Raw genomic sequence first — 21,838 nt, forward strand, 5'->3', positions numbered from 1 at the left:
ACTAACGCCAGCGTCGATGGACTCCGCCGTCAATGTTGCGCTGGTCGTCCCGCTGCACGGCTCGGCAGGGATCTTCGGTCCCTCGTGCGAGCTCTGCGCGCGCCTCGCCGTGGCCGAGGTCAACGCCGCCGACGGCGTGCTCGGGCGCGAGCTGCAATTGAGCGTGATCGACGGATCGAAGACCCCGGGCGCGGTCGCCGACGAGGTCGGCGCGCTGGCCGCGGCGGGCCTCGTCGACGCGGTCGTCGGCTGGCACATCTCGGCGGTGCGCCAGGTCGTCGCCCCGCGCGTCGCCGGGCTCGTCCCGTACGTGTACACCGCCCTGTACGAGGGCGGCGAGCGCACGCCGGGCGTGTTCCTCACCGGCGAGGTCCCGTCACGACAGCTCCTGCCCGCGATGCAGTTCCTCAGCCGCGAGCACGGCGTCCGCCGCTGGGCGATCGTCGGCAACGACTACGTCTGGCCGCGCGTCACCGCCCGCGCCGCGCACGCCTACGCGGGCGCCCCGCACGGCAGCATCTGCCACGAGGTCTTCCGCCCGCTCGGCACCAGCGACTGGCGCGCGACGGTCGAGGCGGTCGAGCGCTCGCGCGCCGACGCCGTGCTGATGCTGCTCGTGGGGGAGGACGCGGTGACCTTCAACCGGGCGTTCGCCGCCGCCGGCCTCGACCACGCGTGCCGTCGCCTGAGCACCTTGATCGACGAGAACACGCTCGCCGGCTCCGGGGCCGAGAACACCCGCGGGATCTGCGCCGCCGCGGCCTACTTCGAGACGCTCGCCACGCCCGAGTCGCTCGACTTCGGCTGGCGCTACACGCGCCGGTTCGGCCTCGACGCGCCGACGCTCAACAGCGTGGGGGAGTCGTGTTACGAGGGCATCCTGCTGCTCGAGGCGCTCGCCCGCCGCGCCGGCAGCCTCGACGTGGGCCGGATGACCGCGGCCGCCGAGGCGCTCTCCTACGCGGGCCCGCGCGGCGAGGTCCAGATGCGCCGCCGCCATCTCGACCAGCGCGTGTACCTGGCCGAGGCCCACGACCTCGAACTCGACGTCGTCGCGCAGCTGTAGATGCCGCTCGAACGCTATGGGGTCCTCAAGGCGAGGATCCTCGACCGGCGCTCGGCCACGTCCCGCGATCCGCACTACCACGTGCTCTGTGGCGTCGGCACCACCCGCTGGCGGGTCGCGATCAACTCGTGGTCGGACATCAAGCCCTCCGAGGTCGCGCAGGCGGTCATCCCCCGCTTCGCGCACCCGATCCTGGACCGGGTCGAGGCGCTCAACGAGGGCTGGCACGTGCTCGACCGCGGCCTCGACTACGTCCGCGGCGACCTCTGCCGCCCCGAGCAGTTCACGCCGCTCCCGCTCTCCAAGCCGGGGGCGAACAACGACCTCAACGAGCTCTTCGACCTCCATCTGACCCGCGACGCGCTGCTGTACGCGTTCGGTGAGCCGTGGGGTCCGGACGACGCCAAGGACCCTCTCTTCGGGTTCCGGCCCGGCCGCGGCATCCACGACGTCCACGCCAACCAGGGCAACCTGCGCCAGTTCAAGCGCGACGACGGCGTCTGGCAGGACGGCGGCCTGATCGTGCGGGCGGGCGCCAGCTGGACCGCGATCCTGCTGCGCTTCCAGTCGCAGTCGTGGACGACCGACGACCGCACCGGCCACGCCCGATCTGCCAGGGTTCCGTGAATGCCGAGACCGCCTCTGCCCGACGAGCTCCAGGCGCTGCTGCGCGAGCCCAACCCCGCCGTGATGGCGTCGCTCAAGCCGGACGGGAGCCCGCTCAGCGTTGCCACGTGGTACCTGTGGGAGCCCGACGGCCGCGTGCTCATCAACCTGGACCACAGCCGAGCCCGGCTCGAGCACCTGCGCGCCGACCCGCGCGTCTCGCTGACCGTGCTGGACAGCAATTGGTACCGCCACGTGAGCCTGCAGGGGCGGGTTGCCGAGCTCGCGGCCGACGAGGACCTGAAGGACATCGACCGGCTCTCCGTCCAGTACCGCGGTGAGCCCTACGGCAATCGCGAGAGCGCGCGCGTCAGCGCCTGGATCGAGATCGATCGTTGGCACGCGTGGAACGTCTGAGCTAGTCTTTGCCGCGAATGGCGTTCTCGCTCGGCCTTTCCCTTCTTCTTCTCCTCCCCCGCAAGGGGGATTAACGCGTGGGCGGCCGCTAAGCCGCGAGAGAAGACGAAGCAGGAGCAGGCCAAACTTCAAAGGAGAACGTCATGGACCCCAACCGGGTCATCATCTTCGATACGACCTTGAGAGACGGCGAGCAGTCGCCGGGCATCTCGCTCAACGCGACCGAGAAGCTGGAGATCGCCCAGCAGCTCGCGCGGCTCGGCGTCGATGTCATCGAGGCTGGTTTCCCGATCGCCTCCCCGGGTGATTTCCAGGCCGTACGGGCGATCGCCCGCGAGGTCCAAGGCCCGGTGATCGCGGGTCTGGCTCGCGCCCATGCGGCTGACATCGAGCGAGCGGCGGAGGCGGTGCGCGACGCGGAGCGCCCGCGCGTGCACACGTTCATCTCCACGAGCGACATCCACATCCAGCACCAGCTGCAGTCCACTCGCTCCGACGTGCTGGGCCAGGCGCGCGCCGCCGTCGCGCACGCCCGCTCCTTGGTCGAGGACGTCGAGTTCAGCCCGATGGACGCCACCCGCGCCGACGTCGAGTTCACCGCCGAGGTCCTGCAGGCGGCGCTCGAAGAGGGTGCGACCACGATCAACATCCCCGACACCGTCGGCTACACGATGCCCGACGAGTACGCCGCGTTCCTGACCCGCCTGTACGAGTTGGTCCCGGGCCTGAACGACGTCGTGCTCTCCGTCCACTGCCACAACGATCTGGGCCTGGCCGTGGCCAACTCCTTCGCCGGCCTGAAGGCGGGCGCGCGGCAGGTCGAGTGCGCGATCAACGGCCTCGGCGAGCGCGCCGGCAACGCGTCGCTGGAGGAGATCGTGATGCTCCTGCGCACCCGCGAGGCCGACATCGGGCTGACGACCGGCATCAACACCAAGGAGATCGCCCGCGCCTCGCGGATGGTCTCGCGCCTGACCGGCTACAGCGTGCAGCCCAACAAGGCCGTCGTGGGCCGCAACGCGTTCCAGCACGAGTCCGGCATCCACCAGGACGGCGTCCTGAAGGAGCGCTCGACCTACGAGATCATGTCCGCCGCCTCCGTCGGCTTCGACGACGTGAGCTCGATCGTCCTCGGCAAGCACTCCGGCCGCCACGCCCTGCAGTCGGCGCTGATGGACCTCGGCTACGACGTGTCCGGCCAGACGCTCAACCAGGCGTTCAAGCGCTTCAAGGAGCTCGCGGACAAGAAGAAGACCGTCACCGCGATGGACCTCGAGGCGCTGGTCACCGACGAGCTGCGCTCCGACGTGCACGCGTACACGCTCGAGTGGTTCGACGTCGAGGCCTCGACGCGGCGCCCGCCGCACGCGACGGTCTCGATCGTCACCCCCGACGGCGACACCGTGCGCGGCGACTTCACCGGCGACGGCCCGATCGACGCGATCTTCCGCGCGATCAACTCCGCCACCCGCCGCGAGGTCAAGCTCCGCGAGTTCCGGATCGACGCCGTCACCGGCGGCCAGGACGCCCTCGGCGAGGCGTCCGTGATCCTCGAGCTCTCGGGCTCCACCGCCGCCGGTCAGGGCGTCTCGACCGACATCATCGAGGCCGCCGCGCTGGCCTACGTGCGCGCACTCTCCAACGTCGAGCGCAAGGTCGTCCTGGCGGCCGAGGAGCCCGAGGCGGCGACGCCGCTCGAGCTCACCGGCACCCCCTAGCTGCAGGTGACCCGGCCGTGGTCGTCGAGCGTGAAGTCACGCACCGGCGGCGGGCACGGCCGGGTCACGTTCGTCCCGTCGTAGTCGCGCACGGTCAGCTCGTGGCCGGTGGTGAGCACGGCGATCCTCAGGTCGGACTGCTCGATCGCCGCGACCTCGGCCGGCGCTCCCAGGTCGACGCGGTTCCACGTGACCAGACGCCCGCCGGTGATCTGCAGGCCGACGGTCACCACTCCGTCGGCGATCGGCTCCGCGCCCGCGACGTGGAGGTGCGTGCGCCGCCCGCGCCACACGACCAGCGGGCCGCGGACCCGCAGCGAGACGCCCTTGTCCACGTCCGGATAGGCGCCGGTCACGGTGTCTCCGGCGCCGTCAGCGGTCAGATAGGCCCCGATGCCGGTGTCGCCGACCGCGACCTGCTTCATCCCGCTGGCGGACGCGGGCGTTCCGGTGATCGCGCCCGTCGTGAGGTCGTACACGGTCAGCGTCTCGCCGCGCCGGTGCACGGCGGCGAAGCGGCCGGCCATCGCGACGCCGATGAAGTCCTTCGCCGCGCCGAGGGCGATGGCCGTGGGTCCGGCGCACCCGACGATGCCGGCACCGTTTCGGTAGACGCGGGCCGTCGCGCTCTGGATGAGCGTCGCCTCCGTCGGCGGGCCACAGGGGACCTCGCCGGGAAGCGGGCCCTGGACCGTCTGGCCGTCATGGCGCCAGGTCAGCCGGTCGCCCTCGCGCGTGAGCGTGGTGGTCGTCCGGTCGAAGCGGTCCAGTATCAGCCCGTTGGAGTCGATGCGGGTGGTCGCCGGTTCGTCCACGACGCAGGCCACGCCGCCCGTCGTCACGACCACGTCCCCGACCGCGTCCCCTCTACAGAACGTGCGGGTCCGGCCCGAGGCGGCGCGCAGCACCTGCACGTCGGCGCCCGCCGGGTCGCCGCCGATCCCGTAGAAGTACGAGCGGGTGTAGACCGTCGTACCCACCACCCACAGCGCTTCGAGGCCGCCGCCGGCGGAGGCCGAGTCATCCAGGTACGCCTCGCCGATCAGCCGGCGCGGGTGGTCGCGGTAGCGCACATAGACGCTGCCGTCGGCAGCCTCGACGCGCAGGTTGCCGACCCGGAGGAGGGTGCCGGCCGCCGTCGTCCGGTAGTCGGACACCCAATCCAGCGCGTAGTACCCGTGGTCGTCGGTCACCAGCACGCTGCCCGCCAGCGCGACCGTCTGGCCTGGAAGTGGATGCGCGTTGATGTAGGCCGTCCGGCCGGCGATCCAGCTCGCCACTCCCGACGCCGTCACCAGGAGTTGCCTCACCGGGTCGCCCGGCGTTCCGCGCACGGTCCTCACACGTCGGCGGAGGTCATGGACCGTCACCCGCCGCTCGCGGACGACCGCGGCGTAGTGCCCCGCGAGCCGATACTGCTGCACGCGGCCGAGCGCGATCGGGCGATGGCCGCGCATGCACGCGTAAGTGCGCGTCGAGGACCAGTAGATCCGCGCCTCGCCGTTCGCGGCCAACGTGCGGGCCGTGGCCGCTCCGCAGACGGGTCGCGCGTCGGCGACGCCGGCGGGGAGGAGGAGCAGACCGATCGAGACGAGCAGAACGCGCATGCGCCTTCAACGAAGGCGCATGCGCCGAGTTGCGCGGCCTACTTCGTGAGCTTGAGCGCGACGTTCGCGGTCGCGCGCTGTCCGTCGCCGCCCACCGCGCTGAGCTTGAGCGCGTAGGTGCCGGTGGCCGCGCGGGCCTTCCAGCGGATCACGTTCGCGCCTTCGTTGCTCGTGGTGCGGACGGTCGCGACCGTCTTGCCGCCGCGGGTGACGGTGAGCGTCGTGTCGGCGGCCGCGGTGGCGGCGTAGCGGAGCGTCAGCACGCGGCCCGTCTTGACCGCGAGCTTGGTGCCCGGGGTGGCGAGCAGCAGCTTGGTCGCGGGCTCGCCCTGCGGGCCCTGGGCGCCCGTCGGGCCGGCGGGACCGGCAGGGCCGGCCGGACCCGGCGTGCTGAGGTCCTTGGTCGCGACGCCGTCGGCGGTGTTGGCGATCAGGTGGTTGTCGCCGTAGTCGTTGATCTGGCCCGCGCCGAGCGGCTGCAGGCCGAGTGCGTTGGCGAAGAGCGTCGTGCCGGTCAGCCACGCGATGCCGTTGTCGGCGACGCTCAGCGCGGTCCCGGAGTTCGAGATCGTCGCGTCCTTGACGGTGACGTTGGCGGAGCCGCCGGCGCCGGGGGCGACCGCGACGCCGTTGACGCAGTTGTCGGCGACGTCGGCGCGGTTGATCATCACGTTCACCGGGCTGGTGGGCGCGATGTCGATCGCCTTCTGCTGCCGGGTGATCCGCACGTCCTCGAGGCGGACCGTGCCGGCCTTGAGGATGCGGACGCCGCTCACGCCGGCGTAGCCGCACGCGGAGCCGTTGGCGCCGCCGGTGATCGCGAGCCCGCGCAGCACGACGTTGTCGGTCGCGCCCGCGTTGATGACCACGCCGTAGGTGCCCGTGTTGAGGATCCCGCCGGAGATCCCGGCCATGTCGATCGTGATCGCCTTGGTGATCGTCACCGCGCCGAACCCGCCCGGATCGAGCACGTTGATCTCGCCCCCGGCAGCGGTCTCCGCGATCGCGCCGGCGAACGTCTTGCACGGCGCCGTCCGCGAGCACGGGTTGACGTCGTCGCCGACGCCGGAGACCCAGGTGCGGGTCGCCTGGGCGTTGGCTTGGGTGGCGAAGGTCAAAAGGAGGGCGCCGGCGATCAGCAGGGCGCGCAGGGGCGAGCGTCGTGACATCGCCCCTGTAGTCGGCCGGAACGCCCCCAGGTGTCAGCGCGTGAGCTTCAGCGCCACGCTCGTCTTGGCCGTCTGCCCGTCGGCGCCGACCGCGATCAGCGTGAGCGTGTAGGCACCGGCGGCCGCGGCCTTCTTGCCCGCCTTGCCGTTCCACTTGATCGTGTTCGCGCCGGCCTTGGCCGCGGTGTTGACGGTCGCGATCTTCTTGGTGCCCTTGGCGATCGTCAGCGTGCTCTTGGCCGCGGTCGTGGCCGCGTAGCTGAGCGACACGGCCTTGCCGGCCTTGAACGTCAGCTTCGGCTGGGAGGCGGCGACGAGCAGCTTGATCGCGGGCTCGCCCGCCGGACCCTGCGGGCCGGTGGCGCCGGTGGGGCCGGCCGGTCCTTGCGGGCCGGGGACGGCCGCGTTCTGGGTCGGCTTGGTCGTCGGCGCGCCGTTGTCGGTGTTGCCGATCGACGTGGTGTTGCCATCGTCGGTGATCGTGCCGGTGCCGAGAGGCTGCAGGCCGAGCGCGTTGCCGAACAACGTGACGCCCGACAACCAGGCGGCGCCGTTGTCGCCGACGCTCAATCCGGTGCCCGAGTTGGAGATCGAGCTGTCCTGCACGAGCAGCTGAGCGGTCGCACCCGCCGGGGCGACCTTGATGCCGTACGCGCAGTTGTCGCTGATGTCGACCCGGTTCACGAAGACCTTCGCCGGGGTCGTGTTCGCGATCTCGATGCCGTTCTGCTGGCGGGCGATGCGCGAGTCCTCGATGCGCAGCGACCTCGCCTTGAGCACCCGGACCCCGGAGGTCCCGGCATACGCGCACGGCGCGATCGGCGGGGTCGTGTCGTCGGATCCGTAGATGTCGAGACCGCGGAGCACGACGTCGCCGTCGGTGTTGACGATGACGCCGTTGATGCCGGAGTTCAGAACCCCGCCGAGCACCGAGCGGGTGTCGATCGTGATCGGCTTGGTGATCGTCACCGCGCCGAAGCCGCCCGAATCGGTCGCGTTGATCTCGCCGCCCGACGCGGTCTTGCTGATGGCGCCGGCGAACGTCTTGCAGGGCGCGGTGCGCGAACACGGGTTGGCGTCGTCGCCGACGCCGGAGACCCAGGTACGCGTCGCCTGGGCGTGTGCCGCCGGCGTGAAGGAGAGAACGACGGCCACAGCGGCGAGAACCGCGGGCAATGTAAGAGTTCTGAACACTGCGGCGCACTGTGCTGCACGCGCGGCGACGGTCCCAGCCCGAAGGTCTAGTTCGACGCGAGGCGGCGGCCCTGCGCGTACCCGGCGGCGGCGACCAGCCCGCGGCGGGTCGGGTCCATCAGGTTCGGGCCGATCGCGGCGAGGCTGTCCTCGTCCGGGGCGACCGTGCGGACCGACGCGCCGCGCGCGGTCATCGCCATGCCCTCATAGCCCGCGGCGGCCGCGCTCGCCGTTCGCAGCGGCGTCAAAGCCGCGCCCGCGGTGGGGATCAAGCAGAGTACGTGCGAACCGCGCCCCGCCGGGACGGCGTCGAGGTTGGTCGGGCTCCACACGCCACCGTCGACGTACTCGCGTCCGCCGATCGTCACCGGCGCGAAGATCCACGGCACCGCGCACGACGCGAGCACCGCGTCGCTCACGCTCGCGCGGGGAGCGTCGGGCGCGCCGAACGTCACCCGCTTCCCGCTCGCCCGCTCGACGGCGAAGATCCGCAGCCGGCCGTCGAAGGTCGCGCCCAGCGCGTCGAGATAGCCGCGCAGGTCGCCGAGCGTGCGCACGCGGCGCGGCGCGCGGCTGAGGACCGCGGCGCGAGCGAGCCGTCCCGCCGGCGCGGTGGTCGCCAGGGCGAACGGGGCGAGCGGCGTCGCGACCGCCTTGCCGAACCGCGCGGCCCCGCGCCCGACGGCGCCGAGCGGGTTCGCCCGCGCCGGGACGTCCGGCGCGCCGGGCGGCTCGGGGAGCGCCGCCGCGTGCGCCCACTCCTCCGCCGCACGATCGCCCGCCTCAGGCCGCTTCCCACCCGCCAGCGTCGCGGCGACGATCGAGCCCGCCGAGGTGCCGAGCAGGTACTCGCAGTCGCGGAAGTCCAGCCCGGAGCCCGCTTCGATCCCGCCGAGAACGCCCCGCAGCCACGCCTCACCGAGCGTTCCGCCCGCGCCGAGCACGAGCGCGTCAGGCAGGTCGCGGATCGCTTCGCTCACGCCTCCCAGGCTACGTGGAGCGTGACGTACGTGATAACGTACAAGCGTAATGGCGGCAGCTGCCGATCCCACCATCGCGGCTGTCGGGCCGCGCGTGAAGGCGCTGCGGGAGGCGATGGATCTCTCGCTGCGCGAGCTCGCCGAGCGGTCCGGCGTCTCCGCGCCGATGCTCTCGCAGGTCGAGCGCGGCGAGACCAGCCCGACGCTGCAGGTCGCCAGCAAGATCGCCTCCGGGCTGGAGTTGCGGCTCTCGCAGCTGCTGCGCCTGGACGAGGAGGGCATGGTCTCGGTCGTGCGCCGCGGCGAAGGTCGCCGCGGCGGGGCGGGCGGACATGCCTACGTGGTGCTCACCCCGCCGCTGCCGGGCCTGCGCGCCGAGGTCACCCGCCACACGCTGGCGGCGGGAGCCGTCACCGGCGGCCCCGGCGACCCGCCGCGCCACGAGCCCGGAGCGCGCGAGACCGCCGTCGTCGAGCTGGGCTCGGTGACCCTGCACGTCGACGGCTCCGAGCACCCGCTCGAGGCGGGCGACTGCGTCACGTTCGACGCCGACCTGCCCCACCATTTCGCCAACCACTCCAAGGAGGAGGCCGTCCTGCTGGCCATCGTGTCGGCTGGGCTGCGCCGGTCATGACGCCCACCACGCTGTTCGACAAGATCTGGTCCGCGCACGAGATTGCGCCTGGGCTCATCTACATCGATCTCCATCTGGTCCACGAGGTCACGAGCCCGCAGGCCTTCGAAGGGCTCCGGCTTGCCGGCCGCGAGGTCCGCCGCCCGGATCGCACGCTGGCGACCGCCGACCACAACGTGCCGACCGACGGCACGCCGGTGTCGGCCAAGATCGCCGACGCGCTCTCGCGCCGGCAGGTGGAGGCGCTCGAGGCCAACTGCGACGAGTTCGGCATCCCGCTCTACTCGATCGGGTCCGACCGTCAGGGCATCGTGCACATCATCGGGCCGGAGCTGGGCGTGACCCAGCCGGGCATGACGATCGTCTGCGGCGACTCGCACACGGCCACGCACGGCGCGTTCGGCGCGCTCGCGTTCGGGATCGGGACGAGCGAGGTCGAGCACGTGCTCGCCACGCAGACGCTCTCGCAGCCGAAGCCGAAGTCGATGCGCATCAACTACGTCGGTGACCTCGCGCCGTTCGTCACCGCCAAGGACCTGATCCTCGGCACGATCGGCCAGATGGGCACCAACGGCGCCGCCGGCCATGTCGTCGAGTTCGCCGGCGAGGTGATCCGCGCGATGAACATGGAGCAGCGCATGACCGTCTGCAACATGACGATCGAGGGCGGCGGGCGTGCCGGCATGATCGCGCCGGACGAGACGACCTTCGAGTGGGTCCGCGGTCGCCCCGGCGCCCCGGAGGACTTCGAAGAGGCCTTGACGTACTGGAGGACGCTGCAGAGCGACGAAGGCGCGACGTTCGACCGCGAGATCACGGTCGACGCGTCGGCGCTCTCGCCGCTGGTGACGTGGGGGACGAACCCCGGCCAGGTCGTCGGCGTGGCCGGCGCGGTGCCGTCGCCGAGCACCGAGACCGACGAGCGCTCGCTCACCTACATGGGCCTGGAGGCGGGCACGCCGATCACCGAGCTCAAGCTCGACCGCGTCTTCATCGGCTCCTGCACCAACGCCCGCATCGGCGACCTGCGCGCCGCCGCGGAGATGATCAAGGGCCGCCACGTGGCCTCGACCGTCAGCGCGATGGTGGTCCCGGGCTCCCAGCAGGTCGCCGCGCAGGCCGAGAAGGAGGGCCTGGACGAGGTCTTCCGCGCCGCGGGCTTCGACTGGCGCACCGCCGGCTGCTCGATGTGCCTGGGCATGAACCCGGACATCCTCGATCCCGGTCAGCGTTGCGCGTCGACCTCCAACCGCAACTTCGAGGGGCGCCAGGGCCGCGGCGGGCGCACCCACCTCGTGTCCCCGCAGATGGCGGCCGCCGCCGCGATCGAGGGCCACTTCGTCGACATCCGGGAGTGGAACTGATGGAAGCGATCAGCGTCATCTCCGGTCCGGTCACGTCGCTGCCGCGCGCCGACGTCGACACCGACCAGATCATCCCCAAGCAGTTCCTCAAGCGCATCGAGCGCACCGGGTTCGGCGAGTTCCTCTTCTACGACTGGGCGCAGGAGGACGGCTGGTCGCTGCCCAAGAACCCGATCCTCGCCACCGGCCCGAACTTCGGCTGCGGCTCCAGCCGCGAGCACGCCCCGTGGGCGCTGCAGGACTACGGGTTCAAGGCGATCATCGCGTCGAGCTTCGCCGACATCTTCTTCTCCAACTGCACCAAGATCGGCCTGCTGCCGGTCGTCCTGCCGGAGGAGGACGTGAAGGCCGTGATGGAGGCGGGGGAGGCCGAGGTCGACCTCGAGGCGCTCGAGGTCCGCTTCGCCGGCCGCGCGGTGCCGTTCAACCTCGACGCCGACCGCCGCCACCGCCTGCTCAACGGCCTCGACGACATCGCGCTCACGCTCCAGCAGGCGGAGGAGATCAGCTCGTACGAGTCCTCGCGCGAGCGCCCCGGCCCGGTCACGCTGAACCTGTGACGCTCGATCACTTCGTCATCGCCGTCTCGGACTGGGAGGCGTCCAACGCCTTCTATCGCGACGTCGTGCGGGCCGAGGTGGTCGAGCGCGGCGCGGGCTTCGCGTACCGGTTCGGCAAGCAGCAGCTGAACGTGCACGGGCCGGGGCTGGATCCCCAGCCCGTCGCGCGCGACCGCGTCCGCCCCGGCAACAGCGACATGTGCTTCGTCTGGGACGGTCCGATCGACGACGCCGTCGCGCATCTGCGCGCGAACGACGTCGAGATCGAGCTCGGCCCGGTGGTGCGCCACGGTGCGCAAGGCGAAGGCCAGAGCGTCTACTTCCGCGACCCCGACGGGTCGCTTCTTGAGTTCATCACCTATTAGGTAGGGTCCCGCAACTTATGCCGAATATCGCCCTTCTCCCCGGTGACGGGATCGGCCCGGAAGTGGCCGCCGCCGCCGTCCAGGTCCTGAACGCGGTCGCTGACGATCTGAGCTTCGACGAGCACCCCGCGGGCGGTGCCGCGATCGACCTCCACGGGGTCGCGATCACCGAGGAGGCGATGGCCGCCGTCAAGGCCTCCGACGCCGTCTTTCTCGGCGCGCTGGGCGGTCCCAAGTGGGACACCAACGAGCCCGGCGCGGTCCGTCCCGAGCAGGGCCTGTTCCGCCTGCGCGCCGATCTCGGGCTCTACGCGAACCTGCGCCCGATCCGCCCGCTCCCCGCGCTGTATGACGCGTCGCCCTTGAAGCGCGAGCTGATCGAGGGCGTCGACATGCTGATCATGCGCGAGCTGACCGGCGGCCTCTACTACGGCGACCGCGGCACGGAGAACGGCCGCGCGTTCGACACGATGGTCTACACGGTCCCCGAGATCGAGCGGATCGTCCGCGCGGCCTTCCGCGCGGCCAAGTCGCGCGTCACCAGCGTCGACAAGGCCAACGTGCTCGACACGTCGCGGTTGTGGCGCGCGGTGACCACGCGGATCCACCAGGAGGAGTTCCCCAACATCGAGCTCGAGCACATCCTCGTCGACGCGGCCGCGATGAAGCTCATCAACGCGCCGCGCCACTTCGAGGTGATCGTCACCGAGAACATGTTCGGCGACATCCTCAGCGACGAGGCGTCGATGCTCACCGGGTCTTTGGGCATGCTCCCCACGGCGTCTTTGGGCGGCGACGGTCCGTCCCTGTTCGAGCCCGTGCACGGTTCGGCGCCCGACATCGCGGGCCAGGGGATCGCCAACCCGATCGGGATGATCCTGTCAGGCGCCTTGCTGCTGCGGCACGGACTCGGGCGGGAGGACGCTGCCGCTGCCGTAGAATCGGCGGTCGACAAGGCCCTGGAGCAGGGCGTCCGCACCGGGGATCTGGGCGGCAATGCGACCACCGCCGAGGTGACCGAGGCGGTGCTGAAGGAGCTCACGTGAGCCAAGTGATCTGGATGAATGGCGAGCTCGTCCCGTACGAGGACGCCAAGGTTCACGTACTCACGCACGCGCTGCACTACGGCACGAGCGTGTTCGAGGGCGTGCGGGCGTACGAGACGCCGGACGGCGGGACAGGTGTGTTCCGCCACGCCGACCACATCGACCGCCTGTTCCGCTCGGCCGCGCTCTACCACATGGACGTCCCGTTCTCCAAGGAGGAGATCCGGGCCGCGACGTTCGAGACGATCACCCGCAACGGCCTGAAGTCGTGCTACATCCGGCCGCTGGTCTTCCGCGGCGCGGGCCCGATGGGCCTGTACCCGCTGGACTGCCCGGTCGACGTGATGATCGCGGTGTGGGAGTGGGGCGCCTATCTCGGCGACGAGGGCAAGGTCAACGGCGTGCGGGCGAAGGTGTCCTCGTGGCGCCGGATTCCGAGCGACTCGCTGATCCCGACGGCCAAGGCCGGCGGCCAGTACCTGAACTCGGTGCTGGCGAAGATCGAGGCCGACAAGTCGGGCTACGAGGAGGCGATCCTGCTCGACTCGCGCGGGTACGTCTGCGAGGGCACGGGTGAGAACCTCTTCCTGGTCAAGGAGGGCAAGGTCTTCACGCCGGGCTTCGCCAACGACATCCTCGAGGGCATCAACCGGGCGGCGGCGATCGACATCCTGCGCGACCAGGGCTACGAGGTCATCGAGCGCGACATCGCCCGCGGCGAGCTCTATCGCGCCGACGAGATCTTCATGACCGGCACCGCGGCCGAGCTGACGCCGATCCGCGAGGTCGACGACCTCGTCGTCGGCGACGGCACGCGCGGCCCGATCACGACCGAGATCCAGGCGATCTTCGAGGACGCGCTGCACGGGCGCTCGGAGCGCTACGCCGACTGGCTGGACAAGGTCCCAGCAGCAGTCTCCTGACATGGATCACGTCGTCGTCTACGACACCACCCTGCGCGATGGGATGCAGGGGGAGGGCATGTCGCTGTCGGTCGAGGAGAAGGTGCGCGTCGCCAAGATCCTCGACTCGCTCGGCGTGCCGATGATCGAGGCCGGGTTCCCGACGTCGAACCCGAAGGAGCTCGAGCTCTTCGAGCGGCTGGCCGAGGCCGGTCTGAGCGCCGACGTGTGTGCGTTCGGGATGACCCGCCGGCGTGGGGTGCAGGCCGCCGAAGATGCCGCTCTGCGCGTGCTGGCGGAGTCCTGGACGCCGGTCTCGACGATCGTGGGCAAGACGTGGGGTCTGCACCTGGAGAAGGTCGTCAAGGTCTCGCGCGAAGAGAACCTGCTGATGATCGCCGAGTCGGTCGCCTTCCTCGTGGCCTCGGGGAAGCGCGTGATCTACGACGCCGAGCATTTCTTCGACGGCTACCGCGACGACTCGGTGTACGCCATCGAGTGCCTGCGGGCGGCGCTGGACGCGGGCGCCGAGAACCTGACGATGTGCGACACCAACGGCGCGTCGCTCCCGCACGAGATCGCCGAGGCGGTCCACGTCGTGCGGAGGGCGCTGCCTGAGGCCTCACTCGGCATCCACACCCACAACGACGCCGAGTGCGCCGTCGCGAACTCGCTCGCCGGCATCGCCGAGGGCTGCCGTCTGGTCCAGGGCACGATGAACGGCTACGGCGAGCGCTGCGGCAACGCGAACCTGATCTCGATCATCCCGAACCTGCAGCTGAAGATGGGCTACTCGTGCCTGCCGTCGCTGGAAGGGCTGACCGAGGCGTCGCACATGGTCGCCGAGATGCTCAACCTGCCGCCGGACGCCAACCAGGCCTACGTGGGCAAGAACGCGTTCGCGCACAAGGGCGGGATGCACGTCGCGGGCGTCAATGCCGACCCGTCGACGTTCGAGCACATCGACCCGGCGGTCGTGGGCAACTCGCGCGAGGTGCTCGTGTCAGAGCTCTCCGGCAAGGGCACGGTGATCGCGCACGCCGGCGGCGACCTCGACGACGCCACGGCCGCGCGGGTCGTCGAGAAGGTCAAGGAGCTCGAGCACCGCGGGTTCCAGTTCGAGGCCGCCGACGGCTCGTTCGAACTGTTGATCCGGCGCGAGACGGGCGAGTACCAGCCGCTGTTCACGCTCGAGTCCTGGCGGGTGATCGCCGAGAAGCGGGCCGACGGGCGGGTCGAGACCGAGGCGACCGTCAAGGTCTGGGTCGGCTCGCAGCGCTTCGTGCGCACCGCCGAGGGCAACGGTCCCGTGCACGCGCTGGACATGGCGCTGCGGGCGGCGATCGGCGAGCGGCTCCCGCACCTGCGCGACATCAAGCTGGTCAACTTCAAGGTCCGCATCCTCGACGAGTGGAAGGCGACGGGCGCGACCACGCGCGTGCTGCTCGACGCGTCGGACGGGACGTCGACCTGGGGCGCGATCGGCGTGCACGAGAACGTCATCGAGGCCTCCTGGGACGCGCTCGTGGACTCCTTGGAGGCGGGGATGCTGCGCAGTCAGGCCGCGCTCAAGTGATCCCGGTCGCCCGCCCCGTCATCGGGGATCTCGAAGAGCAGGCGGTCCTGGAGGTGCTGCGGTCGCGGCATCTGTCACTGGGCCCGCGGGTTCCGGAGTTCGAGAAGCGGTTCGCCGCGCGGGTGGGGGCGCCGTTCGCGAGCGCCATCTCCTCGGGCACGGCGGCGCTGCACCTCGCGCTGCGCGCGGTCGGCGTCCAGGACGGCGACGAGGTCATCACGTCGCCGTTCTCGTTCGTGGCGAGCGCGAACTCGATCCTGTTCGAACGCGCGACGCCGGTGTTCGTGGACATCGACCCGGTGACGCTGAACATGGACATGGGCGCCGCGGTCGCGGCCATCACGGAGCGGACCGCCGCGTTCCTGCCTGTCCACATCTTCGGCTATCCGGCCGACACGCCCGCGCTGGAGAAGACGGCGCTGCCGATCGTGGAGGACGCGTGCGAGGCGCTCGGGGCGGTGCACGCCGACGGCCTGCCGGTCGGCGGCCGTGGACATCCCGCGGCGTTCGGCTTCTACGCGAACAAGCAGCTCACGACAGGCGAGGGCGGGATGCTCACGATGGCCTCGCCCGATCACAAGGAGCTCGTCGACTCCGAGCGCAACCAGGGCCGCGCGCCGAACATGGACTGGCTCGACCACGACCGGCTCGGCTTCAACTACCGCCTGACCGACATCGCGTGCGCGCTGGGGCTGGCGCAGCTGCAGCGGCTCGACGACATGCTCGCCGCACGTGCTCGCGTGGCCGCCTGGTACCGGGACGCGCTGAGCGGCTTCGAGGGCCTGACGCTGCCGTGCGAGAACCTCGACGGTGACGTGCGCGGATGGTTCGTCTACGTCGTCCAGCTGCCGCACGGGCGCGACCGCGACGACACGATCCGCGCGCTGCTCGAGCGCGGCATCCAGTCCAAGCCGTACCTGCCCGCGATCCACCTGATGAGCTTCTACCGCGAGCGCTTCGGCTATCGCGGGGGCGAGTTCCCGGTGTGCGAGGACGTCGCCGCGCGCTCGATCGCGCTGCCGTTCTTCCCGGAGCTGACGGAGGGCGAGGTCGCGCAGGTCGCGTCCGCCTTGGAGTCGGTGCTCTACACCGCCTTGAGGTAGCCGACGAACCCCGGCCCGCCGAGCGCGCGGGCCGTGCGGTCGTCGGGGGCTCGCCGGATCTCCCGCTCGCCGAACCCGTAGGCCTCGTAGAGCTTGCGCGCACCGGTGTTCTGCAGGCCGGTGTCGAGCGCGAGGCGGGCGAGGCCGGCCGCTTCGGCGTGGCGGTGCGCCTCGTCGAGCAGCTGGTGGGCGATGCCGCGGCGGCGCCACTCGGGGGCGACGGCCAGCGCGTCGACGTAGTAGGCGTCGTTGGGCGGGGTGGGGGCGACGTCGCCCGCGGCGCGCAGGTGCCGGAACGTCCCCCACCAGCGCCACGGCGGGAGCTTGGGGAGCGTCAGCCGGATGAACCGGCGCGAGAGCTGGTCGCCCCTGGAGACCGGGAAGCCGGCGACGACGCCGACGAGCTCGTCGTCGACGTACGCGACCGTGCAGCAGTCGTAGCTCGCGGCGTGGCCGGGCTCTCGGAAGACCGACTCCAGGATCGCCAGCGCGCGCTTCTCGCTGCCCGCGTACGCCGTGTAGTACGGCTTCGCCGATTCGAACAGGAGGCCGACCGCGGGGTCGCCGGGCGTCGCGGGGCGGACGAGCAGATTCATCTTTGGTCATGATGCCGGGTCCGTGTCCCGCTTCAGCCTTCCGCCCGATCCCACGTTCGTCGCACTGAACGCGTCGATCGGCTTCGACTGGCGCCTTGCGCCCTACGACGTCGCGCAGTCGCGCGCGCACGCGACGATGCTCGCCTCCGTCGGCATCATCAGCGAATCCGACCGCGACGAGCTGCTCGGCGGCCTCGATCGCGTCGAGGCCGAGCTCAACGACGGCGAGTTCAAGTTCCTCGACAACGACGAGGACATCCACATGGCCGTCGAGCGGCGGCTGACCGAGATCGTCGGGCCGGTGGGCGGGAAGCTGCACACCGCGCGTTCGCGCAATGACCAGGTCGCGACCGACATGGCGATGTTCACGCGTGCGCACGCCCTGCGGGCGATCGAGGCGCTGACCGACCTGCAGACCGTGATCGTGCGGGTCGCCGAGGCGCACCTGGACTGGCCGATGCCCGGCTACACGCATCTGCAGCGGGCGCAGCCGGTCTATCTCTCGCATCACTTGCTCGCGTACTTCTGGATGTTCCGGCGCGACGCGGCGCGGTTCGAGCTCGTGCTGGGCTCGACGGCGGAGCTGCCGCTGGGCTCCGGCGCTCTGGCCGGCGTCAATTTCCCGACCGACCGGCGGTTGGTCGCTTCCGAGCTCGGGTTCGCGGGCGTCGTCCCGAACTCGATCGACGGCGTCTCCAACCGTGACTTCGTCCTCGATTTCTTGAGCGCCGCCGCGACCTGCGCGACCCATCTGTCCCGGCTGGGCGCCGAGATCGTCCTGTGGTCGTCGGAGGAGTTCGGCTTCGCGGAGGTGCGCGACGACTGGGCCTCTTCCTCCTCGATCATGCCGCAGAAGAAGAACCCGGACGCCGCCGAGCTGCTGCGCGCGAAGGCGCCGCGGATCGTCTCGCACCTGGCCGGTCTCCACGGCGTGATGCACGCCCTCCCGCTGACCTACAACAAGGACATGCAGGAGGACAAAGAGCACCTCTTCGACACCGTCGACACTTTGGAGTTGTGCCTGGCTGCCGCGCGCGGGATGCTCGAGTCGATCACCTTCAAGCGCGAGCGCCTCGCCGGCGCCGCGACCGACGAGATGCTCGCGGCGGTCGACGTCGCCGACATGCTCGTCAAGCGCGGCGTCCCGTTCCGCCAGTCGCACGGCATCGTCGCCGGGCTGGTGCGCACTGCGGTCGAATCCGGCCGCGTGTTGTCGCAGTTGACGCGCGAGGAGCTCGCCCAGCACTCGGAAGTGCTGGATGACGACTTCTACGCGGTGCTATCCCAAGGGACGTGGCTGGAGTCCAAGGAGAGCGAGGGCGGGACGTCGCTGGCGCGGGTGCGCGAGCAGCTCGCCCACGCCCGGGCGGCGCTGGACACGACGTCGTAGCGGGCGCCGCCGCCCCCGCGCGGGCCGCCGGCCCGCGCGCCGCCGCGCCGAGCGCCGGCACCCCACGCGCGGCCGCGCCGAGCGCCGGCACCCCACGCGCGGCCGCGCCGAGCGCCGGCACCCCACGCGCGGCCGCGCCGAGCGCCGGCACCCCACGCAGCGCGGCGCCTCGCGCGGCCGCCGCCGCGTCGACCGACCCCGTCGCCGGCCGCGCCGTGCTCGACACCGCGTTCTACGACCGGCCGGTCCTCGAGGTCGCGCCCGCACTGCTGGGCTGTGTCGTCGTGCACGGCGACTGCGCGGGCGTGATCGTCGAGACCGAGGCCTACCACTTCACCGAGCCGGCCTGCCACGCCTACGTGGGCGTGACGCCGCGCACCGAGGTGCTCTGGGGCCCGCCGGGCATCGCCTACGTCTATCGCTCGTACGGCATTCACGCCCTGTTGAACGCGGTCTGCGAGCCCGAAGGCGTCGGCGCCGCGGTGCTGATCCGGGCCTTGTCGCCGCTGGACGGCATCGAGTTGATGCGCGTCCGCCGCCGCGGCGCCGCCGGCCTCACGAACGGCCCGGGGAAGCTCACCCAGGCGCTCGGCATCGAACTGACCGAGAACGCCTCGTCCCTGATCACCGGCCCGATCCAGATCTGCGCCGGCGACCCACTCCCATACGTCACCGGCCCCCGGATCGGAATCACCAAGGCGGCGGAGCTCCCGTGGCGCTTCTGCGCCGTTGGCTCCCGAGACGTCTCCCGCCCCTGGCCGCCTGGCCTGATCTCGTGACGGGTGCGGTCGCTGAGCGTCCCGACAGGACGCTCAGCGACCCCACCCGTCCAACCTAGGTGCGCCATCGCGCCGGGCCGCACGTCACCGCCCCGCGCCGCACCGCCCCCGCGCGCCGGCGCCGCGCGTCACCGCCCCGCGCCGCGTCGCGCCCGCGCGCCGGCGCCGCGTCACCGCGCCCGCGCAGCGTCACCGCCCGCGCCGCGCGTCACCGCGCCCGCGCCGCGTCACCGCCCGCGCCGCGCGTCACCGCGCCGCGCCCGCCGCGCCGCGCGTCGCCGCGCCCGCCCGCCAGCGCTGCTCGCCTAGCCCGTCGTCGTCGCGCCGGTCGTCGCGTCGCCGCCCGCAGGCGGCGCGGCCTGACCGCCACCCCCTGTGCCCTGTCCGGTCGTGCCGGGGTCGGTGGGCGGCGTGGTCGTCGTGCTCGGCGGTGCCGTCGCCGTCGGCGGCGGCGTCGTGTCCTGCGGCGGCGTCTCCTGCTGCGGCGCGGTGCCGCCGGTCCCACCGTCGGTGGTGGGCGGGGCGGTCGTCGCGGTCGGGGGCGCGGTCGTCGCGGTGGGCGGGGCGGTGCCGTCGCCGCTCGGCGTCGGGGTCGGCTCGAGGTCCTTGCCCGTCCCGTCGCCGCCCTCCTTCTTGGGCAGCGGGTCGATCTTGAGCAGCGACTGCATGAAGGTCTTCCAGATGCCGGCCGGGAACGTGCCGCCCGCGACGGGCTCGCCCTGGAACTCGGTCTTCATCGGCTTGAACTCGTCCGGATAGCCGACCCAGACGGCGACCGTGTACTCCTTGGTCCAGCCGACGAACCAGGCGTCGCCGTAGTTCTCGGTCGTCCCGGTCTTGCCCGCGACCATCACGCCGGGGATCCCCGCGCGCGTGGCCGAGCCCTTCTTGACCACACCCTGGAGCAGGAGCCCGACCTCCCCGGCGATCTCGGGCTTCAGGACGCGCTTCTCCTTGCGCTTGTTGATCATCCGCTCGCCGTCAGCCAGCTCGACCAACTTCTTCTTCTTGCCGGTGCCGCGGTCGATCCGCTCGATGCCCACCGGACCCGGCACCGGCAGCGACTTCTTGCTCTGCCCGGGCGAAAGACTGCCGTAGATCAGCTTGCCGCCGGTCGCGAAGGTCTCGTACGCGTGTGCCATGTCGAGCGGCGTCACGCCCTGGCGCAGGCCGCCGAGCGCGATCGCGAGGTTCGACGAGACCGGCGTCCGCACACCCATGCGCCGCGCGAGCTTGGCGACGTTCTTCGTTCCGACCTGCTTGCCCACCTGGACGAAGACCGAGTTGTCCGAGAACGCGGTCGCGTTGGCCAGCGTCGTCACGCCCGCGTACGCGTCGTCGTAGTTGTTGACCGTGAAGCGCTCGCCGCCCTTGAGGATGTACGTGAGCTTCTTGGACTCCCACGTGGAGTTCGGGCTGATGCCCTTCTTGAGCGCCTCGGCGAGCACGAACGGCTTGAACGAGGACCCCGGCTGGCGCTGGCCCTGCGTCGCGAGGTTGAACGGGGCGACCGCGTAGTTGTCGCCGCCCACCATCGCGCGGACGGCGCCGTCCTTGTTGGAGATCGCCACGAGCGAGGCGCGCGGGCCGGACTTGTTGGGCAGCCACGCGTCGATCGCCTTCTGCGCCGCGAGCTGCAGCTTGGAGTCGATCGTCGTCTTGACCTGCAGCCCGCCCTCGAACGCCAGCTGCGCGCCCTGCTGGCCGCCGCCGAGCCGGTCGACGACCTGCTGCTTGATCCAGGAGGTGAAGTACGGGAAGTCCGTGTCCTCCTTGGGGAAGGTCAGATCGTCGCGCTTGGGCAGGTCCTCGGCGCGCTCGCTGTCGTAGATCGAACGCGTCAGGTAGCCCTGTTGCCACATCCGCAGCAGCACCGCGTCCCGCTGGCGCTTGGACGCGACCGGATGCAGCACGGGGTCGTACTTGCTCGGCGAGGAGACCATCGCCGCCAGCAGCGCGGCCTCGTGGGGCAGCAGCACGCTCGCGCACCGCGGCTCGCCCTTCTGGCTGCCACAGCCGTCGTGGTTGTAGGCGAAGTAGGTCTGCGCTGCCGACTCGATCCCGTAGGCGCCGTTGCCGAAGTAGATCGAGTTCAGGTAGTTGCGCAGGATCCGCTCCTTGGACCACTTGCGCGTCAGGTGGTAGGCGAGCGCGGCCTCGCGGAGCTTCTGGAAGACGGTGCGGTCGTTCTCGGCCGCGAGTGAGATCTTCACGAACTGCTGCGGGATCGTCGAGGCGCCCTGGACGCCGCCGCCGGACTTGACGTCCTCGATCGCGGCGCGGGCCATGCCGCGCAGGTCGATGCCGGAGTTCGTGTAGAAGCGCTGATCCTCGATCGCGACGATCGCGTGTTTCATCACGGGCGCGATCTCGTTCTCGGACAGGTAGATCCGGCGCTCGTTGCCGGTCAGCGTGCCGATCTGGTGCCCGCGCGAGTCGAGGATCACCGACGGCTGGTGCGCCGGCTCCTCGAGCGGCGGCAGGTCGGACGCGACGGCCATGAACATCCCGAACAGCGCCGAGACGATGGCCAGGATCCCGAGGAAGAAGAGCACCGCCAGCACGCGGAGCTTGCGGACCTTGAAGCGCTTCTGGCGCCTGCGCCGGCGCGGCAGACGAAGCCGGCGCTTGGGCTTGCTCTCACGCGTACGCGGGAACTGGAGCACCTCGGCGCCTGCCTCTTCTGGGATCGTGCTCGTTCGCTCGTGATCGCTCATGGAGGGATGCCGACCTAATACCTTCGGCTCAAACACTGCCAAGGTTAAG

General features: G+C 71.2%; 20 protein-coding genes. 14 read left to right on the forward strand and 6 right to left on the reverse strand.

The annotated features are described in order from the left end of the window. Positions 1-16: 16 nt before the first annotated feature. From G569_RS0116825 to G569_RS49155, 4 genes are all read left to right on the forward strand, one after another. The gene (locus G569_RS0116825) at positions 17-1,066 is read left to right on the forward strand and encodes a substrate-binding domain-containing protein (protein ID WP_037497227.1); all 1,050 of its coding nucleotides are present in this window, start codon (positions 17-19) and stop codon (positions 1,064-1,066) included. Then, positions 1,067-1,693, forward strand: a complete 627-nt coding sequence (locus G569_RS0116830; RefSeq protein ID WP_028064266.1) for a YukJ family protein — start codon at positions 1,067-1,069, stop codon at positions 1,691-1,693. It begins immediately after the preceding gene. Beyond that, a complete protein-coding gene (locus G569_RS0116835) occupies positions 1,694-2,089 on the forward strand; it encodes a PPOX class F420-dependent oxidoreductase (RefSeq protein WP_028064267.1) in 396 nt (131 codons plus the stop codon). Positions 2,090-2,232: 143 nt separating this feature from the next. Continuing rightward, positions 2,233-3,807 carry a 2-isopropylmalate synthase gene (locus tag G569_RS49155; RefSeq protein ID WP_053226492.1) on the forward strand — a complete coding sequence of 525 codons (1,575 nt, stop codon included), beginning with the start codon at positions 2,233-2,235 and terminating at the stop codon, positions 3,805-3,807. On the opposite strand, the gene G569_RS0116845 is transcribed toward G569_RS49155, so the two are convergent. The 4 genes from G569_RS0116845 to G569_RS0116860 all read right to left on the reverse strand — a co-directional run bounded on the left by G569_RS0116845 (position 3,804) and on the right by G569_RS0116860 (position 8,757). After that, positions 3,804-5,414 (reverse strand): hypothetical protein, encoded by a 1,611-nt coding sequence (locus tag G569_RS0116845; RefSeq protein WP_028064268.1) that lies wholly within the window; start codon positions 5,412-5,414, stop codon positions 3,804-3,806. The two genes, G569_RS49155 and G569_RS0116845, sit on opposite strands and share 4 nt — an antisense overlap. Positions 5,415-5,452: 38 nt before the next feature. Continuing rightward, positions 5,453-6,583 (reverse strand): right-handed parallel beta-helix repeat-containing protein, encoded by a 1,131-nt coding sequence (locus G569_RS64620; RefSeq protein ID WP_157592102.1) that lies wholly within the window; start codon positions 6,581-6,583, stop codon positions 5,453-5,455. A 33-nt stretch (positions 6,584-6,616) separates the two neighbouring features. Further along, positions 6,617-7,738, reverse strand: a complete 1,122-nt coding sequence (locus G569_RS64625; protein ID WP_053226494.1) for a collagen-like protein — start codon at positions 7,736-7,738, stop codon at positions 6,617-6,619. 86 nt (positions 7,739-7,824) lie between these two features. Beyond that, entirely contained in the window at positions 7,825-8,757 is a 933-nt protein-coding gene (locus G569_RS0116860; protein ID WP_028064269.1) for a patatin-like phospholipase family protein, read from the reverse strand. Positions 8,758-8,806: 49 nt separating this feature from the next. Between G569_RS0116860 and G569_RS0116865 the strand changes: the two genes are divergently transcribed. Genes G569_RS0116865 through G569_RS0116900 form a run of 8 tightly spaced genes read left to right on the forward strand, consistent with a single transcriptional unit; the run spans position 8,807 to position 16,307 of the window. Continuing rightward, positions 8,807-9,391, forward strand: coding sequence for a helix-turn-helix domain-containing protein (locus tag G569_RS0116865; RefSeq protein WP_028064270.1), 585 nt, complete (start codon positions 8,807-8,809; stop codon positions 9,389-9,391). Further along, entirely contained in the window at positions 9,388-10,755 is a 1,368-nt protein-coding gene (gene leuC, locus G569_RS0116870) for a 3-isopropylmalate dehydratase large subunit (RefSeq protein WP_028064271.1), read from the forward strand. The genes G569_RS0116865 and leuC overlap by 4 nt, the downstream gene beginning before the upstream one ends. Then, a complete protein-coding gene (gene leuD / locus G569_RS0116875; protein ID WP_028064272.1) occupies positions 10,755-11,315 on the forward strand; it encodes a 3-isopropylmalate dehydratase small subunit in 561 nt (186 codons plus the stop codon). The genes leuC and leuD overlap by 1 nt, the downstream gene beginning before the upstream one ends. Continuing rightward, the gene (locus G569_RS0116880; RefSeq protein ID WP_028064273.1) at positions 11,312-11,680 is read left to right on the forward strand and encodes a VOC family protein; all 369 of its coding nucleotides are present in this window, start codon (positions 11,312-11,314) and stop codon (positions 11,678-11,680) included. The genes leuD and G569_RS0116880 overlap by 4 nt, the downstream gene beginning before the upstream one ends. Before the next feature lie 17 nt (positions 11,681-11,697). Continuing rightward, positions 11,698-12,726: a 3-isopropylmalate dehydrogenase gene (gene leuB / locus G569_RS0116885; RefSeq protein ID WP_028064274.1), complete on the forward strand. Its 1,029-nt coding sequence runs from the start codon at positions 11,698-11,700 to the stop codon at positions 12,724-12,726. Beyond that, a complete protein-coding gene (locus G569_RS0116890; RefSeq protein WP_028064275.1) occupies positions 12,723-13,649 on the forward strand; it encodes a branched-chain amino acid transaminase in 927 nt (308 codons plus the stop codon). Before leuB ends, G569_RS0116890 begins: the two co-directional genes overlap by 4 nt. A 1-nt stretch (position 13,650) precedes the next feature. Then, a complete protein-coding gene (gene cimA, locus G569_RS49170) occupies positions 13,651-15,204 on the forward strand; it encodes a citramalate synthase (RefSeq protein WP_037497230.1) in 1,554 nt (517 codons plus the stop codon). Next, positions 15,201-16,307, forward strand: a complete 1,107-nt coding sequence (locus G569_RS0116900; RefSeq protein ID WP_028064276.1) for a DegT/DnrJ/EryC1/StrS family aminotransferase — start codon at positions 15,201-15,203, stop codon at positions 16,305-16,307. The genes cimA and G569_RS0116900 overlap by 4 nt, the downstream gene beginning before the upstream one ends. Here G569_RS0116900 and G569_RS58200 read toward each other — a convergent pair. Then, positions 16,289-16,903, reverse strand: coding sequence for a GNAT family N-acetyltransferase (locus G569_RS58200; RefSeq protein WP_028064277.1), 615 nt, complete (start codon positions 16,901-16,903; stop codon positions 16,289-16,291). The genes G569_RS0116900 and G569_RS58200 overlap by 19 nt on opposite strands. Before the next feature lie 22 nt (positions 16,904-16,925). On the opposite strand from G569_RS58200, the gene argH reads away from it, so the two are divergent. Together argH and G569_RS0116915 are read left to right on the forward strand one after the other, a co-directional pair. Then, the gene (gene argH, locus G569_RS0116910; protein WP_028064278.1) at positions 16,926-18,293 is read left to right on the forward strand and encodes an argininosuccinate lyase; all 1,368 of its coding nucleotides are present in this window, start codon (positions 16,926-16,928) and stop codon (positions 18,291-18,293) included. A 215-nt stretch (positions 18,294-18,508) separates the two neighbouring features. Then, a complete protein-coding gene (locus tag G569_RS0116915) occupies positions 18,509-19,072 on the forward strand; it encodes a DNA-3-methyladenine glycosylase (protein WP_028064279.1) in 564 nt (187 codons plus the stop codon). A gap of 305 nt (positions 19,073-19,377) precedes the next feature. Here the strand turns inward: G569_RS0116915 and G569_RS0116920 are convergent, their stop codons facing one another. Then, complete coding sequence (locus G569_RS0116920; RefSeq protein WP_028064280.1) at positions 19,378-21,789, reverse strand: transglycosylase domain-containing protein; 2,412 nt, start codon at positions 21,787-21,789, stop codon at positions 19,378-19,380. Between the last annotated feature and the right edge of the window lie 49 nt (positions 21,790-21,838).

The organism is Solirubrobacter soli DSM 22325 (genome assembly GCF_000423665.1).
GTDB classification, from domain to species: Bacteria; Actinomycetota; Thermoleophilia; order Solirubrobacterales; family Solirubrobacteraceae; genus Solirubrobacter; species Solirubrobacter soli.

Coding starts and splice junctions, on each gene's coding strand:
- G569_RS0116825 (WP_037497227.1), top strand. CDS start 17: ATGGACTCCGCCGTCAATGTTGCGCTGGTCGTCCCGCTGCACGGCTCG.
- G569_RS0116830 (WP_028064266.1), top strand. CDS start 1,067: ATGCCGCTCGAACGCTATGGGGTCCTCAAGGCGAGGATCCTCGACCGG.
- G569_RS0116835 (WP_028064267.1), top strand. CDS start 1,694: ATGCCGAGACCGCCTCTGCCCGACGAGCTCCAGGCGCTGCTGCGCGAG.
- G569_RS49155 (WP_053226492.1), top strand. CDS start 2,233: ATGGACCCCAACCGGGTCATCATCTTCGATACGACCTTGAGAGACGGC.
- G569_RS0116845 (WP_028064268.1), bottom strand. CDS start 5,414: ATGCGCGTTCTGCTCGTCTCGATCGGTCTGCTCCTCCTCCCCGCCGGC.
- G569_RS64620 (WP_157592102.1), bottom strand. CDS start 6,583: ATGTCACGACGCTCGCCCCTGCGCGCCCTGCTGATCGCCGGCGCCCTC.
- G569_RS0116865 (WP_028064270.1), top strand. CDS start 8,807: ATGGCGGCAGCTGCCGATCCCACCATCGCGGCTGTCGGGCCGCGCGTG.
- leuC (WP_028064271.1), top strand. CDS start 9,388: ATGACGCCCACCACGCTGTTCGACAAGATCTGGTCCGCGCACGAGATT.
- leuD (WP_028064272.1), top strand. CDS start 10,755: ATGGAAGCGATCAGCGTCATCTCCGGTCCGGTCACGTCGCTGCCGCGC.
- leuB (WP_028064274.1), top strand. CDS start 11,698: ATGCCGAATATCGCCCTTCTCCCCGGTGACGGGATCGGCCCGGAAGTG.
- cimA (WP_037497230.1), top strand. CDS start 13,651: ATGGATCACGTCGTCGTCTACGACACCACCCTGCGCGATGGGATGCAG.
- G569_RS58200 (WP_028064277.1), bottom strand. CDS start 16,903: ATGAATCTGCTCGTCCGCCCCGCGACGCCCGGCGACCCCGCGGTCGGC.
- G569_RS0116920 (WP_028064280.1), bottom strand. CDS start 21,789: ATGAGCGATCACGAGCGAACGAGCACGATCCCAGAAGAGGCAGGCGCC.